This is a genomic window from Streptomyces sp. NPDC006335 (assembly GCF_040612795.1).
GTDB lineage: Bacteria > Actinomycetota > Actinomycetes > Streptomycetales > Streptomycetaceae > Streptomyces.
The window spans coordinates 739,321-753,062 of sequence record NZ_JBEXQX010000001.1; the positions used below are offsets into that span (position 1 = coordinate 739,321).

Below are 13,742 nucleotides of genomic sequence, written 5' to 3' on the forward strand. Positions count from 1 at the left end.
GATTGAATCTCGCACGAACTAGACAAATCACCCTTTTTTGCATAGATCGCCCCAATGCGGTGACATGGATGAAGACCCGCATATCTCTCGCAAAGGAGATGGTGGTATGTCTTCCACCGAGTTCCAGCTCGAGGACCTGACCGAGGTCCCCGGCACCGACGTCGAAGCGGCTCTCGACCCCGTCGAGGCCGACGGCTACTACCGCGACAGCCGCCAGTGCGCGGCGCTTGCTCTGACGTCCTCGTCGAGCAACCTCCTGCTGTCGCCTCCGACGCCACGGCCGAAGAAGGGCTGACGGGAGAATCCGAATGGAGCAGTCAGGCACTTCGACCCGCCTCGCGGGCGCGGTGCAGGGCCTCACGTCGGAACTGGTCTCCGCTCTTCGGAGCGGAGACCGCTTCCGGCTCGCAGGCACGGTCGCCGAGGGGCACGGACCCGCGACGACCGCCGACCCGTCCCTCGCCGCCGTACGGGTGGTGGGCGCCGATGCCGTCCTGCCGAGCGTCCTGCTGCGCTGTCCGCCCCCCGAACCCGCCGATCTCACGGTGTTCGGCAAGGCCGTGCACGCCTACCCGCCCTCCGCCGAAGCCCCTCCCACCTCGGTGTGGAGCCACTGGGCCATGAGGCGGGCGCTCCTGCGGCTGGACGCCTCCCTCGACGGCGCGTGGGACGACGCCGAGCCCGGCACGGACTGGCTCGACGACGCGCCGTGGCAGTTCCTGACCCACCAACTCGCTGTGCTCGCCCCGCTGGCGCTGCCCGGCGAGGACTGCGCGGTGGCCCGGGTGGCACGCCACCGCCCGGTCGACGTCGCCCGGGGATTCGTCCGGGCGGTCCGCCGCCGCGACTGGCTCCAGGCGGCCGGGGCGGGACGCTGGCTGGTCCTCCTCGACGACGTGCCGCGGACACTGGGCCTGGACACCGGGCTGGAGTTCGTGGCCCAGATGGGCGGCACGGACGCCCGGGTCGCGTTGCAGGTCGAGGCCGCCCAACGGATGCGGACCGGAGTGCTGGTGTGACGGCGCCCGAGGTACCGGCGGCGCGCGAGATCCGGCACCTGGGCGAGTCCGCGCTGTCCTGGGTGTGCGCCCACCGCGACGGTTTCGCGCTCGGCGACGACGCGCTCGCCGAGCACGGCAACGTGAACACCACCTGGAAGCCCCTCGGTGAGCTGGCCCAGGTGTGCGTCTGTGTACGACGGCACACCGATCCGGCCGACCCGCTCCATGTGATGGCCTCCGACCTGCTGGCGTTCGCGTGGCAGCAGACCGGACGTGGCGCCCTCTTCACGGAGTTGCAGCGCCTGGAACCCTTCGCGACGTATCCGTTGGAGGTGTACGCGGCGTTCGCGTCGGCGGGCCTGCGCCACGCCGACTACGAGCACGCCACCGCGACGGTGGCCCGTACCCGCGGCTGGCACGTGACGGAGCAGGAACCGAACCGGCGCATGAGCGTCCTCAACTCCGAGCGCCGCAGCGGCATCGCGCAGCACGGGGACATGCGGCGGGCCCTGGACCGCACCTGGCTCGCCGGCCTGCCGGAGCCGTGGACGTTCGAGCTGGCCGCCGGCTACACGCTGACCCATGTGATCTTCCATCTCACCGACTGGGGCCTGACCCCGCAGGCCGTGCCCCCGCCGCTCGCGGCCTACCTGCGGCACTGGCTCGCGCCCTGGCTCGACACCTGCCTGGAGGACGAGCAGTGGGACCTGAGCTGCGAACTGCTGGCCGTGGCGAGCAGTCTGCCCGGCCCGCCGGAACGCGCCCTGTTCCAGGAGGCGTGGGCGAGGCTCGCCCCGGCCCAGGACGACTCCGGTGCCGTCCCCGAGGTCGGCGGGCGAGGCAGCCGTACGACCGCTCCCGCCTTCCTCGACTGTTACCACTCGACGCTGATGACGGCCTTCGCCGCCGTGCTGACCGTCGACCGGCTGCGTGAGGCGGCCGGGGACGACGAGGCGGCGGACGGGGTGGACGGCGGACAAGGAGTGCCGGGATGAACCACACACGTCTCATCCACCAGGTCGGGGTCGGCGCCCTGGAGTGGCTGCACACCCACCGCGACGGTTTCCGGCTGGAGTTGGACGTCGACCCGGAGGTCGGCTTCCTGGAGCGTTTCAAACCGGTCGGTGAACTGGCGCTCATCTGCAAGGTGTTGTTCCGCGAGGGCGTTGCCGGGTCCCGGCAGACCACGCTGGCACGGCAGTTGATCGACCACGCCTGGTGCCACACGCTGGACGGCGGTCGGATGCTGGTGCGCGGCCAGCACACCGAGCCCATCTCGCCCATCCCCTTCGAGGTGTACCTGCCGTTCAAGGAGCTGGGCTACAGCAGCCCCGAGGCCGAGCGGGCCTTCCGGCTCAACCAGCGGCTGGACAGCTTCGCCGCCCTGGAGATGTCACCGGTCCGCCGTCTCGGCTTGTCCGCCTTCCAGCGCCGCTTCGGCCTGCCGCCCCGCCCGCCGGAAGCCGACCTCGTCGGCGCGACCTGGCTGGGGCGCTCCCCCGAACCCTGGACGGTGGAGGGGCACATCGCCTACGACATCACCCACACCGTCTTCCACCTCACCGACTGGGGCGAGAACCCGGACGGTCTGCCGGCCGAGGTCGCCGACTACCTCGCGACCTGGCTGCCGGTCTGGCTGGACGACTGGCTGGACCTGCGACGCTGGGACCTGCTGGGTGAACTGCTCGTCGTGGACGCCTGTCTGCCCCGGCCCACCTTCGACGAGCGGGCGTGGGAGGGCTTCGCCGCCGCCCAGCAGCCCGACGGGGCGATGCCCGCCGTGCGCAGCATGCCGCAGGGCGAACCCGACGAGGTGTTCGACGTCGTCTACCACCCGACGCTGGTCGCCGCCTTCGCCTCCGTGCTGGCCATGTCCCGCGCCCTGACGCGACTGGCGCACACCCCGTCATGACGGCCGGCGCACGAGCGGCGCGTCCCGCTCCCTGGCCGGGCGACCCGCTCGACTTCGCCGACGTCACGTCGGAGGACGTGCCCCTCGACGACGAGGCGACACGGCGGCGGCTCGACGAGGCGGTCGCCGCCGTGGACGCGCCCGACGTCGTCTTCGCCCTGTCCCGGCACGGTCGCCGCACCGTGCGCGCCGGAGGCACCGCGCCGCCCCCGCTCGTCCCCCGTGAGCAGGCGCGCTACGAAATGGGGTCGGCCTCCAAGACGTTCACCGGACTGCTGCTGGCCCACCTGACCGACACGGGCCTGCTGTCCGCGGGCGAGCCGGCCGCCGCCCTGCTCGACCCGGCCCGGCGGCCCGGCGAGCACCCCGTCACCCTCGCCCACCTGATCACCCACACCGCCGGTCTGCCCGCCCTGCCCGCCGACTTCTTCGCCAGGGCGCTGCCGGCGTGGCGTACCAACCCCTACGCCCGCTATCCCGCCGAGCGCGTGGTCGACGCCTTCCTGCGCCACCGTCAGCGCCACCGCCCCGGCACCCGCTGGCACTACTCCAACTTCGGTGTCGCCGTCCTCGGTCACGCCCTGGCGGCGGCGACCGCCACCCCGTGGGACGACCTGCTCACCGGTCATGTGCTGGAGCCGCTCGGGCTGAGCGGCGCCACCCTCGGTCCCGGCGGCCCGGACACCGACGCCACCGGGCACCGCAAGGACGGCACGACGCCCGTGCCCCCGCTGGTCGTCGGCGGCTTCCAGGCGGCCGGCGCCGTCCGGGCCACCCCGTACGACCTGCTCACGTTCCTGGAAGCGCACCTGGATCCGTCGGGGCGGCCCCTGGCCGGTGCGCTGCGCGCGGTGCGCCGGCCTGTGCTCCGGCGCGGTGCCGGGCACCGGCATGTGCACACGGTGGCCTGGTTCCAGCACCCGACGGAGCGCGGACCGATGTACTTCCACGGCGGGGCGACCCTCGGTCAGCAGGCCTTCCTGGGCTTCCGGCCCGACATCGGTACGGCGCTGGCCGCCGTGTGCACCCGCCGCTTCCGCGTCCGCGACGCCTTCGTGCCGACGGCGTACGCCCTGCTGGCCGAGTTGTAGCGGGACCGGGCCCGCACGACGGCACGGCGCGGGGGCAGAGTCCAAGACCCTGCCCCCGCCGCGCTGTCACCGCGTCCTCACACGCGCTGCCACAGCCCCGGAGCGAGGGCGGGCTGCCACGCGGCCTGCGCCTGATGGGGCTGGAGGCACTCGTACGACACGCCGTCCTGGGTCACGCGCGCCCCGACCTCGTACACCCGGCCCGCGGCCCAGGAACCCTCCTGGCCGTCCTCGGGGGCGGGGGTGCCGCTCTCGCTGGTGCTGGTCCGCAGGGTGAGGCCGTAGGCGCTGAGGATCGGGTTGATCGGCTGGTAGAAGGTGGTGCCGCCGCTCGTGCAGTCGCCGGAGCCGCCGGACGTGACGCCCTGGGCCTGGGTTCCCGAGATGTACGAGCCGCCGGAGTCACCCGGCTCCGCGCACACCGTCGTACGGGTCACGCCGTCGACGGTGCCCTCGGCGTAGTCGACGCTGGTGTCGTGCTGCTCGATCGTGCCGCAGTGCCAGCCCGTGGTGGAACCGGACCGGCACACCGCGGCACCCGTGAGGGCCTGCACCGAGCCGGCGGTCTGCACGTCCTCGCCGTCGCCCTTGACGGCGGGCGTCGCGGTCCAGTCACTGTTGACGCCCACCCAGGACATGTCCTGCCCGGGGAAGACGGACGCCTGGAAAGTGCCCTGGGCGACCTGGTTGAACCCGGTGGTCCTCGCCCCCGCCTTCCCGCAGTGGCCGGCCGTGGCGAAGCCCTGCTGGTCGCCCTTGGTGACGCCGAATCCCACGGAACAGCGGGCCGTGTCGTCGATGTAGAAGGCGTCGCCGCCCCGGATGTCGTACAGGGCACGCGGCTGGTCGGCCGACACCTTGACGTCCACGAGCGCGCTGTCGACACCGGCGGCCTCGACGAGCTTGTCGGCGGCGGCGCGGCTCGTCGCCTGTACCGTCACCCGGTTGGTCCGTACGTCGATGTAGCGGACCGGTGTGTCGAGGGCCTTGCCGGTCACCGCACGGTCCAGCTTCGTCTTGGCCGTCCTCAGGTCCGCCAGCGGGGTCTTGACGACCACGGCCCGTGCTCCGCCGGCCTCGATGGCCGGGCCGTCCGCGACCTCGGTGCTCGCGACGGTCAGGTCGGCGGAGGTGGCGCCGCTCACCCACGCTCCCGCGAAGCGCTTGCCCAGCGCGTTCTGGAGCCGGCCGGCGCGCGTGCCCGCCTCGGCCTCGTTCACCAGGCGCGTCCTGGCCTGCGCCGCGGTCAGGCCCAGATCACGCTGGAGGGCCCGCAGGACCACCGGTGAGGGGCTGTTCGCGCCGAGCGTCTCGGCGGCGGAGGGGGCCGGGGCCGGCGCGGGGGGCTCGACGGCGGCGGCCGCGGGCAGCCCCGTGAGCACGAGTGCGCCGAGCACCGTCAACGCGGCACAACCGGCTGAAACGTGTCTGTGGGCCATCAGGCGTCTCCTCGGGTGGGGGTACATGAGGTCTCGAATCCCTAGGTTTTGCCGAAAAGCGCTCAGAAGATGTCCGTCTCCCGCGCGTTCCGCGCATCGGACGACAACAAGGGGCCGCCCGGCCGAGCACGGGATGCCGACGGGCCGGCCGACCGGATACCGGTGCCCGGCCGCCGGTCACGCGGGGGTGAGACCCGGCTTGCCGGCCTGCGTCACGTAGGACGCGGCGGTCGCGATCGGCGCGCCCGGCGTCGTCACGGCGGACACGGTCCTGAAGTCGGCCCGCGCCTGCTGCCGGTCGAGGGTGACTCGCACATAACCGCGGCGCCCGTTGTAGAACTTCAGATGCGGATTGGCCTTGAGGTACGTGTCCCAGGTGGCGGGCTTCTCGGCACCGTCCCGTCCGCTCGCGACCGACGTGGCGGTGAACTCCGTGCCCAGGGTCGGGGAGGCCGGGTCGTCGAAGTCGTCCTTGATGTCGAAGGCGTACGCGGCGTGCAGGTCCCCGGTCATCACCACCAGGTTCTCGACCCCGGCCGACTTCGCGCCGTCGAGGATCCTGCGGCGCGAGGCCCGGTAGCCGTCCCAGGCGTCCATGGACATCTGGGGCTCCGCGGTGAGGTCGAGCTTGCGCTGGGAGAAGCAGACCTGTTGCGGCATCACGTTCCACAGGGCCTGCGAGGCGCGCCAGCCCTCGATCAGCCAGCTCTCCTGCTCCGCCCCGGTGATGGTGCGCGCCGGGTCGTCCTGGAGGGGGCCGCCGGTGTGCTTGGTGTCCGCGTACACCTGGTCGGAGCGGTACTGGCGGGTGTCGAGGACGTCGAACTGGGCGAGTGTGCCCCACTGGAGCCGCCGGTAGAGCCGGGCGTCGGGGCCGCTGGGCAGCTGTGCGGCGCGCAGCGGCTGGTTCTCCCAGTAGGCCCGGTAGGCGGCGGCCCGGCGCAGCAGGAACTCCTCCGGCGGATCGTCGTTCTCGCTGACGGCGCCCGCGTAGTTGTTCTCGGTCTCGTGGTCGTCCCAGGTGACGACGAAGGGGTGCGTGGCGTGGACCGCCATGAGGTCCGGGTCGCTCTTGTAGAGCGCGTAGCGCAGCCGGTAGTCCTCCAGGGTCGTGGTCTCGCGGTTGAAGAGGCCGGGCAGCTTCCGGTCGGTGTAGGCGCGGTGGCCGCCCGCGGAGTTCACGGCGTACTCGTACAGGTAGTCGCCGAGGTGGAGGACCACGTCGACGTCGTCCTGGGAGAGATGGCGGTGCGCCGTGTAGTACCCGTCGAAGTAGGCCTGGCAGGAGACGGCGGCGTAGGTGAGCGACGCGGCGGCGGCGGTGGTGAGCGGTGCCGTGCGGGTACGGCCCGTCCCGCTGATCCAGGTGCCGGTCTTGAACCGGTAGTAGTAGACGCGGTCGGGCTCCAGGCCGTCGACGTCGACGTGCAGGGTGTGGTGGTACTCCGGGTAGGCGACGGCGGTGCCGCTGCGGACGGGCGTGGCGAAGCTCTCGTCGGAGGCCAGCTCCCACTGGACGACGACGTACTGCTGCGGCAGACCGCCGTCGGGCTCGAACGGGGCGGGGGCGAGCCGGGTCCACAGCAGTACGGAGTCGGGCAGCGGGTCCCCGGAGGCGACGCCGAGCGTGAAGGGATCACTGTCGATGCGCGCCGCGTCGAGTTCGCGGGAGCCTGCCGCACCCCGGGCGGGCAGGTGGGTGCCGAAGGCGAGGGCGGCGGCCGCCGCGGTGACCGTGAGAAACCGCCGCCGGCCCAAGTGCCGTGCGGCGGCGCGCAGTTCGGGGTGGTGTCGCGAAGCCAAGGGGGCTCCTCCCGCGGTTGATCGCCGGCAGAGAACCCCCGCATGCTAACCAGACAATGATCAGATTTCGGACATGCCTGTCGGAGTGCCGGTTAACCTGTGCTCATGCCTCGCTACGAATACCGCTGCCGCACCTGCGGAGACACCTTCGAACTCAGCCGCCCCATGGCCGAGTCCGCCGCCCCCGCCGACTGCCCGGCCGGCCACGACGACACGGTGAAGCTGCTGTCGACGGTGGCGGTGGGCGGCTCGGCGTCCGCGTCAGCCCCCGCGCCCCAGGCGGGCGGCGGCGGTGGAGGCGGCTGCTGCGGCGGAGGCTGCTGCGGCTGACCGCCGCACGAAAGCCCCTCCGGACAACCGCTTCAGGCTGCCTTCAGGTCCGCGTGCCTAGCGTGGGCCCATGTCAGCCATCGCGTGGGTCAACGGCCTCATGGACACCCTGGGCGCCCCCGGCGCCGGGGTGGCCATCGCCCTGGAGAACCTCTTCCCGCCGATCCCGAGCGAGGCGATCCTGCCGCTCGCGGGTTTCGCGGCGAGCACCGGCCGGATGAGCCTGGTCGCTGTGCTGCTGTGGACGACGGCGGGCTCGGTGATCGGCGCCCTCGCGCTCTACGGCGTCGGCGCGCTCCTCGGCCGGGACCGCACGGTGGCGCTCGCGGCCCGGCTGCCTCTGGTGAAGGTCTCGGACATCGAGCGGACCGAGGCCTGGTTCCTGCGGCACGGCACCAAGGCGGTCTTCTTCGGCCGGATGATCCCGGTCTTCCGCAGCCTCGTCTCGGTCCCGGCCGGTGTCGAACGCATGCCGCTGCCGGTGTTCCTGGCGCTGACCACTCTCGGCAGCGCCCTGTGGAACACGGCGTTCGTCCTCGCGGGTCACGCCCTGGGCGCCAACTGGACCCAGGTCACCGATGTCGTGTCCGCGTACTCGAAGGTCGTCCTCGGGGCCGCCGCGCTCGCGGTCGTGGCGTTCGTCGCCGTACGACTGCTGCGGCGGCCCTCGTCTACTGAGGCGTCCGAGCCGTCCTGAGCAGCTCCCGCAGGATCCGCTCCCCCGCCAGCACGCCCCGCTCCGGCAGCGCGCTGATCGCCGGAGCGGTCCAGTTCTCGTCCGCGAGCTCACCGTGTCCCGGCCGCCAGCCCCGGTCGGCCGCGAGGAGCAGGTCGGCGTCGAGCAGGGAGTCGCCCGCGGCCAGCGTCAGGGCGGACCCGGTACGCCGGGCCACCTCGCGCACGGCCGCGCTCTTGGTGAGCGGCTTCGGGACGGCGTAGATCTTGCGGCCCTGGAGGGAGACGGTCCAGCCGCGGGCCTCGGCCCACACCGCGAGCTCCTTCACCCACTCCTCGGGCAGCAGTTCGCGCTCGACGACGAGGTAGGCGAAGAGATCCTCGGCGATGCGGTGCTTGCGCAGCCACAGGGGATCGGCCGTCGCCTGGAGGTGCGCGCTGATCTCGACCAGCGGGGCGCACTCGTCGGCGAGGCGGGCCATGACCCGGGCGTGCCAGTCCAGGTCGGTGACACCGTCGACCAGCAGGTGGCCGCCGTTGGCGCAGATCGCGTAGGCGGGCGGCGGGCCGGGCAGGTTGATGCGCTGGTACTGCTTGCGGGTGCGGGTCGTCGTCGGCACGAAGACCGCCGCGTCCCCGAGCTCGCAGAGCAGTCCGGCCGCGGTCTCCGTCATGTACGACAGCGGCCTGCTCTCGTGCACCTCGACGCAGAGCAGCCGGGGCGCCCGCGCGTCCGGCATGGTCAGCGCGAGGGCGGCGGCGGAGTAGATGAGCGTGCGGTCGAGGTCGCTCGCGACCAGCACCGGAGCCTGGGCCGGCATCAGAGGGACACCGCCTTGCCGTCGGCACCCGTCGCGCCCCGCGTGTACTTGGGGTGGATCAACCCCACGCAGGTGTACGGGAGTTCCGCGACCTCTTCCACCGGGACACCTCTCTGTTCGGCCAACAGGCGTACGTGGGCCAGGTCCGCGCCCGCGCCCGCCCTGGCCAGGATCTTCCAGGGCACCCGGCGCAGCAGCACCCGGGTGGTCTCGCCGACACCCGGCTTGACGAGGTTGACGTCGTGGATGCCGTACTCCTCACTGATGCGTTCGACGGCGGCCCAGCCCTCCCAGGTGGGCTCGCGGTCCCCGGCCAGCAGTTCCTTCACGGTGGCGTCAACGGCGTCCACCACCTCGGGGAAACGGGCGGCGACGGCGTCCAGGAAGTCCACCGATACGTCCGCGCCCGCGAGTTCGCGGTAGAACTTCGCGCCGTGGAAGTCGTCCGGGCCGACCAGGTCCGCGCGCAGGACCGTACGCGAAATGAGGCCGGACACGGTGGAGTTGAGGCAGGCGGAGGGAATGAGGAAGTCCTCGCGGGTACCGTACGTCCGCACGCACGAGCCCGGGTCGGCCAGTACGGCGATCTCCGGGTCGAAGCCCGCCGGGCCGCCCTCGGCCTCGAACTTCCGTACCGCTTCCGTCAGTTCGCGGGTGATCGCGCCCTTGCCGGTCCAGCCGTCGACGAAGACGACGTCGGCGGGGTCGTGGTGTTCGGCCAGCCAGCGCAGGGCGTTGGCGTCGATGCCGCGGCCGCGGACGATCGAGACGGCGTAGTGCGGCAGTTCGAGGCCGTGGCGGAACTGGGCCCAGCGGCGCATCAGGACGCCCACGGGGGTGCCGGCGCGGGCCAGGGAGACGAGGACGGGCCGGGGCGAGCGCTCCTGGAGCACGATCTCCGTGACGGCGCCGACGGCCTGGGCGAGCCTCGCGGAGGACTCCGCGAGCGCCGTCCGGAACAGCTCCTGGTACTGGTCGCTCGGCTGGTACTCCATCGGCAGCGACTCGGCGTAGTGCGCGCCGCCGCTCTGGATGGCCTCCTCGCGCTCCTCGGTCGGCGCCTCCAGCGTGACGTCCGAGAGGTCCTGGAGCAGCCAGCCGACCTCCTCGGGGGCGTACGAGGAGAAGGCGGGGCCGCGGAGGGGCTCGGGGAGCATGGAGGGCCTTTCGGGGGTGTGGCTGGGGATCACCGCGAGGACCGTCTGCCGGGTGTGGGCGGCCAACTGGGCCAGGAGGCCGTCCGGTGCGTGGAGTTCGGGGGTGTCGGCGGCGGAGTCGACGACCGCGATCACCGCGTCGAAGTCGGCTCCGGCGACGTTGTACGCGTAGCGGTCGCCGGGTCCGTCGGCCGGGTTGTCGTGGGCCGGGAAGGTGAGACGGGTGCGGATCGCGTAGCCCGGGTCGTCCACGGCCAGGACGGGTGAGCGGGTGGTGGTGGAGTAGGTGACCGCTACGCCCTGGGCGACCTGTTCGAGTTCGCGGGCGAGTCGCAGGGGGGCGTACATCAGCTCCTCGAAGCCGAGGACGTGCACGCGGCGCGCGTCTCGCGGGAGGGCTTCCGCCAGGCGGGCGGCCATCGCGGGGAGTTCGCGTTCCAGGCGTATTCGGTGTGCCGGGGTGAAGCCGTGGCGGCCGCCGTCGGGGAGGCCTCGGGGCCACAACAGGTCCACACGGTTGAGTGCCGGGTGCGGGTGTGTGGGGGCTGGTCGCGCAGTTCCCCGCGCCCCTGAGTGGGCTTCCTCGAACCTCGTTACAAGGTCCTGCCCTTTCTTCAACACCCCCTCCGGCAGCTTCACGGTCCCCGATGCCGCCGCCACCAGGTCCACCCTCGCGTCGATCTCGCGCGCGAAGGCGTCCAACCGCCCCGCGTCCGCCTCCGAGCGCATGTCCACCAGGGCGACCACCACGTACCGGTCACGCGGATACCGCGCGTGCAGGTCCCTGATCGTGTTCAGGATGGTATTGCCCGTCGAGAACTCGTCGTCGACCAGCACCAGGGGGCCGTCGCCGGCCAGGAGCTCGGGGTCCTCCGGGAGGAGGAGGTGGGACGTGGCGTGGGAGTGGGCCTCCTCGAAGCCGCCCGCGGGGGCCACGCCGGGGACCGGGCGGCGGGTGGAGTGGAGGTAGGGGGCGAGGGCGACGCCGTCGGCGACGGAGTGGCCGAGGCCCGTCGCGGTCTCCGCGTAGCCGAGGACGACCGCGCGGGCCGCCTCCTCGTCGCCGAGCAGGTCGCGGACCCTGCGGCCGAGGGTGAAGCCGTGGCCGTAGACCACCGACGGCGACTGCGGGACGTGCTTGCCCAGCACGTTGGAGACCAGCAGATGGGCCCGCTTGGGGTTGCGGCGCAGGGCCAGTCCCAGCAGGTCGGTCAGCCGGTCGTCGCCCACGAGTTCGACGCCGAGCCGGTCGGCGACCCACGTCCCCGACCAGACCCCGCCCGGTGTCCCGTCGTTCACTGCCTTGTTCATGCGTCCCTTGGTGTTCACGGATGGTCAGCCGGAGATTCCGGCGGCGAGCAGCTCCACGAAGCCGATGTCCTCGTTGGCCACCCCGAAGACCTCGGCGCGCAGCAGGGTGCGCTCGGCCCAGGCGCGGTGCGGCTTCACTTCGTTCATCTTGTTCGTGTACTGCGACCTCAGCACCCCGCCGCCCCCGCGCTCGGGCCGCAGGATGTCCTGCGCGTCGCTGAACTCCTCGTGGCTGACCACGGACAGCGCGTGCACGGGCAGCACGTGGGAGGGGTGGATGCAGGTCTTGCCGAGCAGGCCGTTGGCCTGGTCGAGGGTGATCTCGCGCAGCAGGCCGTCCATGGCGTGCTCGATGAGCGCCTCGCGCAGTTCCTCGGCCTGGCCCTCCAGGAAGGGGCTGCGGCGCAGCTGCGGCTTGAACATGCGCTCCTGGACCCGGAAGTACTCCCAGACCGGTCCGGTCACGGTGAACCCGGTGCCGTCGGCGCGGCCCAGCATGTTCACCACGTCGGCGATCACGGAGGCGACGATCTGGACGTCCCAGGCGGTCATGTCGGGGGCGCGGCGCAGGCCGTAGGAGGAGCAGAAGTCGGTGACGCCGAGGCGCAGCGCCAGGACCCGCTCGCGGTACTTGTCGACCGCGCGGGCGATGCCCTCCAGGGTCTCCACGCGCGTCTCGCGGTAGAGCAGCTCCGGCGACTCCAGGACCGGCATGGCGAACAGCCGGTGACCGCTCGCGGCCTCGGCGCCGGAGAGGGCCTCCAGGAAGGGGATCCCGCGCTCCTCGGTGAACTTCGGCAGTACGAATCCGGCCAGCAGCCGGACGGCGGGGCCGAGCCGTCGGACGAGATCGGGGATCTGCTCGGGGGCGCGGACCCGGATGAAGAGCAGCGGGGGGTCCACCTGGCGTTCCGCGAGGTCGGTGAACTGCCGGACGAGGTTCTCCTCACCCTCGGCGACGTCCTCGTCACCGATCGAGTCTTCCAGGCACAGCACCATCGAGACCACGCCGCGTCCGGTCTGCTTGACGATGTCGTCGGCGAGCCGCGGCCGCGTGGCCGGACTGTAGAGCGTGGCGCCCAGGGCCGCGGAGAGCAGCCGGGCCGGGGAGTCCGAGGTGAACTCGCAGGGCTCCTGGTGGAAGAGGCGCTGACGCACCTCAGGGGCGATGTGCCCGAAATGACGCATATGACTCCCCCGTGGTAGCTGTGTCGCCCGTGAAGGGTTCACAGGTGGCCGGTAATAGTACGTAGGTACCCATGTCCGAGGTTCCCACCGGGCATGAATTTCAGGTAACGCAGACAAACACGACCATGTCGACACCGCTACGACATGAACCGGTATCCCGAACCCCCGCGTTGTCGTGACCAGGACCGAGAGGGCAGGATGACCGCATGACGCACGCCATGCTGAAGGGGTCGAACGTCCCGCTGGAAGCCACCACGGTACGCGCCGTGCTGCGCTGGGCTCCCGGGCAGGGGGTCCCGGCCGTCGACGCCTCGGCGCTCCTCCTCGGCCCCGACGGTCGTGTGCGATCCGACGAGGACTTCGTCTTCTACAACCAGCCCCGGCACCCCTCCGGGAAGGTCTGGCTCCTCGGCAAGAAGCGCCTCGCCGAGGGTCCCACCGACACGATCCAGACAGATCTCGCCGGTGTCGAGCCCGAGGTCAGCCAGATTCTCCTGGTCGCGTCGGTGGACGACACGTCGGTGGACGACGCCACGTTCGGCCGCGTCCAGGGCCTGTGCATCCTGCTGTACGACGCCTCGGTCGCCGACGGCGAGCCGCTGGTCTCCTTCGACATCAAGCCGGAGACGGGCCAGGAGACGGCCCTGATCTGCGGGGAGCTGTACCGCCGCGGCGAGGGCTGGAAGTTCCGCGCCCTGGGCGAGGGCTATGTGGAGGGCCTCCAGGGGCTGGCCACCGACTACGGCATCGTGGTGGACGAGTCCGACTCCGCGCAGACCCCGCCGCAGCCGGAGCCCACGTCGTTCCCGCTGCCCCCGGAACAGCCGGCGGCCCAGTCGGCCACCTCGGTCCCCACCCAGCCCGCCTACGGCTACCCCCAGTCCCCGACCCCGGCGACGGCCCCCGTGGTCGCGGCGTCGGGCTACGGCTACCCGCCCCCGGTGCCCCCGGTCCCGGCGGCGGCGGAGTTCCGGATGCCTCCGCAGGGCCCCCAGTTCATCGGACGGTAGCGGC

The 13,742-nt window shown here is 72.2% G+C and carries 13 protein-coding genes; 8 read left to right on the forward strand and 5 right to left on the reverse strand.

The features are described 5' to 3' along the window. Positions 1-106 precede the first annotated feature (106 nt). From ABZ098_RS03365 to ABZ098_RS03385, 5 genes are read left to right on the forward strand one after another with little or no spacing between them, the layout of a single operon-like run. A complete protein-coding gene (locus ABZ098_RS03365; RefSeq protein ID WP_007381710.1) occupies positions 107-295 on the forward strand; it encodes a hypothetical protein in 189 nt (62 codons plus the stop codon). A gap of 13 nt (positions 296-308) precedes the next feature. Continuing rightward, positions 309-1,019, forward strand: coding sequence for a hypothetical protein (locus ABZ098_RS03370; protein ID WP_356586723.1), 711 nt, complete (start codon positions 309-311; stop codon positions 1,017-1,019). Continuing rightward, positions 1,016-1,996, forward strand: coding sequence for a hypothetical protein (locus ABZ098_RS03375; RefSeq protein ID WP_356586725.1), 981 nt, complete (start codon positions 1,016-1,018; stop codon positions 1,994-1,996). Before ABZ098_RS03370 ends, ABZ098_RS03375 begins: the two co-directional genes overlap by 4 nt. Beyond that, complete coding sequence (locus ABZ098_RS03380) at positions 1,993-2,913, forward strand: hypothetical protein (RefSeq protein ID WP_356586726.1); 921 nt, start codon at positions 1,993-1,995, stop codon at positions 2,911-2,913. Before ABZ098_RS03375 ends, ABZ098_RS03380 begins: the two co-directional genes overlap by 4 nt. Then, positions 2,910-4,004: a serine hydrolase domain-containing protein gene (locus ABZ098_RS03385; protein WP_356586728.1), complete on the forward strand. Its 1,095-nt coding sequence runs from the start codon at positions 2,910-2,912 to the stop codon at positions 4,002-4,004. Before ABZ098_RS03380 ends, ABZ098_RS03385 begins: the two co-directional genes overlap by 4 nt. A gap of 77 nt (positions 4,005-4,081) precedes the next feature. Here the strand turns inward: ABZ098_RS03385 and ABZ098_RS03390 are convergent, their stop codons facing one another. Continuing rightward, positions 4,082-5,443, reverse strand: coding sequence for a carbohydrate-binding protein (locus ABZ098_RS03390; RefSeq protein ID WP_356586730.1), 1,362 nt, complete (start codon positions 5,441-5,443; stop codon positions 4,082-4,084). A gap of 177 nt (positions 5,444-5,620) precedes the next feature. Continuing rightward, the gene (locus ABZ098_RS03395; protein ID WP_356586732.1) at positions 5,621-7,246 is read right to left on the reverse strand and encodes an alkaline phosphatase D family protein; all 1,626 of its coding nucleotides are present in this window, start codon (positions 7,244-7,246) and stop codon (positions 5,621-5,623) included. 105 nt (positions 7,247-7,351) lie between these two features. Between ABZ098_RS03395 and ABZ098_RS03400 the strand changes: the two genes are divergently transcribed. Then, positions 7,352-7,576, forward strand: a complete 225-nt coding sequence (locus ABZ098_RS03400; protein WP_356586734.1) for a zinc ribbon domain-containing protein — start codon at positions 7,352-7,354, stop codon at positions 7,574-7,576. 70 nt (positions 7,577-7,646) lie between these two features. Next, positions 7,647-8,273 carry a DedA family protein gene (locus ABZ098_RS03405; protein ID WP_356586736.1) on the forward strand — a complete coding sequence of 209 codons (627 nt, stop codon included), beginning with the start codon at positions 7,647-7,649 and terminating at the stop codon, positions 8,271-8,273. Here the strand turns inward: ABZ098_RS03405 and ABZ098_RS03410 are convergent. The 3 genes from ABZ098_RS03410 to ABZ098_RS03420 are packed head-to-tail and all read right to left on the reverse strand — an operon-like array spanning position 8,248 to position 12,728. Further along, on the reverse strand, positions 8,248-9,072 hold the full coding sequence (locus tag ABZ098_RS03410) for an HAD family hydrolase (protein ID WP_356586738.1): 825 nt from the start codon (positions 9,070-9,072) through the stop codon (positions 8,248-8,250). The genes ABZ098_RS03405 and ABZ098_RS03410 overlap by 26 nt on opposite strands. After that, complete coding sequence (locus ABZ098_RS03415) at positions 9,072-11,540, reverse strand: phosphoribosyltransferase (RefSeq protein ID WP_356586740.1); 2,469 nt, start codon at positions 11,538-11,540, stop codon at positions 9,072-9,074. Before ABZ098_RS03415 ends, ABZ098_RS03410 begins: the two co-directional genes overlap by 1 nt. Before the next feature lie 24 nt (positions 11,541-11,564). Beyond that, positions 11,565-12,728 carry an HpcH/HpaI aldolase/citrate lyase family protein gene (locus ABZ098_RS03420; protein WP_356586742.1) on the reverse strand — a complete coding sequence of 388 codons (1,164 nt, stop codon included), beginning with the start codon at positions 12,726-12,728 and terminating at the stop codon, positions 11,565-11,567. Positions 12,729-12,934: 206 nt separating this feature from the next. On the opposite strand from ABZ098_RS03420, the gene ABZ098_RS03425 reads away from it, so the two are divergent. After that, positions 12,935-13,738: a TerD family protein gene (locus tag ABZ098_RS03425; RefSeq protein WP_356586744.1), complete on the forward strand. Its 804-nt coding sequence runs from the start codon at positions 12,935-12,937 to the stop codon at positions 13,736-13,738. Positions 13,739-13,742 lie beyond the last annotated feature (4 nt).

Excerpts from the sequence above, each read along its gene's own strand:
- ABZ098_RS03365 (WP_007381710.1), top strand. The coding sequence starts at position 107 with ATGTCTTCCACCGAGTTCCAGCTCGAGGACCTGACCGAGGTCCCCGGC.
- ABZ098_RS03370 (WP_356586723.1), top strand. The coding sequence starts at position 309 with ATGGAGCAGTCAGGCACTTCGACCCGCCTCGCGGGCGCGGTGCAGGGC.
- ABZ098_RS03380 (WP_356586726.1), top strand. The coding sequence starts at position 1,993 with ATGAACCACACACGTCTCATCCACCAGGTCGGGGTCGGCGCCCTGGAG.
- ABZ098_RS03385 (WP_356586728.1), top strand. The coding sequence starts at position 2,910 with ATGACGGCCGGCGCACGAGCGGCGCGTCCCGCTCCCTGGCCGGGCGAC.
- ABZ098_RS03390 (WP_356586730.1), bottom strand. The coding sequence starts at position 5,443 with ATGGCCCACAGACACGTTTCAGCCGGTTGTGCCGCGTTGACGGTGCTC.
- ABZ098_RS03400 (WP_356586734.1), top strand. The coding sequence starts at position 7,352 with ATGCCTCGCTACGAATACCGCTGCCGCACCTGCGGAGACACCTTCGAA.
- ABZ098_RS03405 (WP_356586736.1), top strand. The coding sequence starts at position 7,647 with ATGTCAGCCATCGCGTGGGTCAACGGCCTCATGGACACCCTGGGCGCC.
- ABZ098_RS03410 (WP_356586738.1), bottom strand. The coding sequence starts at position 9,072 with ATGCCGGCCCAGGCTCCGGTGCTGGTCGCGAGCGACCTCGACCGCACG.
- ABZ098_RS03415 (WP_356586740.1), bottom strand. The coding sequence starts at position 11,540 with ATGAACAAGGCAGTGAACGACGGGACACCGGGCGGGGTCTGGTCGGGG.
- ABZ098_RS03420 (WP_356586742.1), bottom strand. The coding sequence starts at position 12,728 with ATGCGTCATTTCGGGCACATCGCCCCTGAGGTGCGTCAGCGCCTCTTC.
- ABZ098_RS03425 (WP_356586744.1), top strand. The coding sequence starts at position 12,935 with ATGACGCACGCCATGCTGAAGGGGTCGAACGTCCCGCTGGAAGCCACC.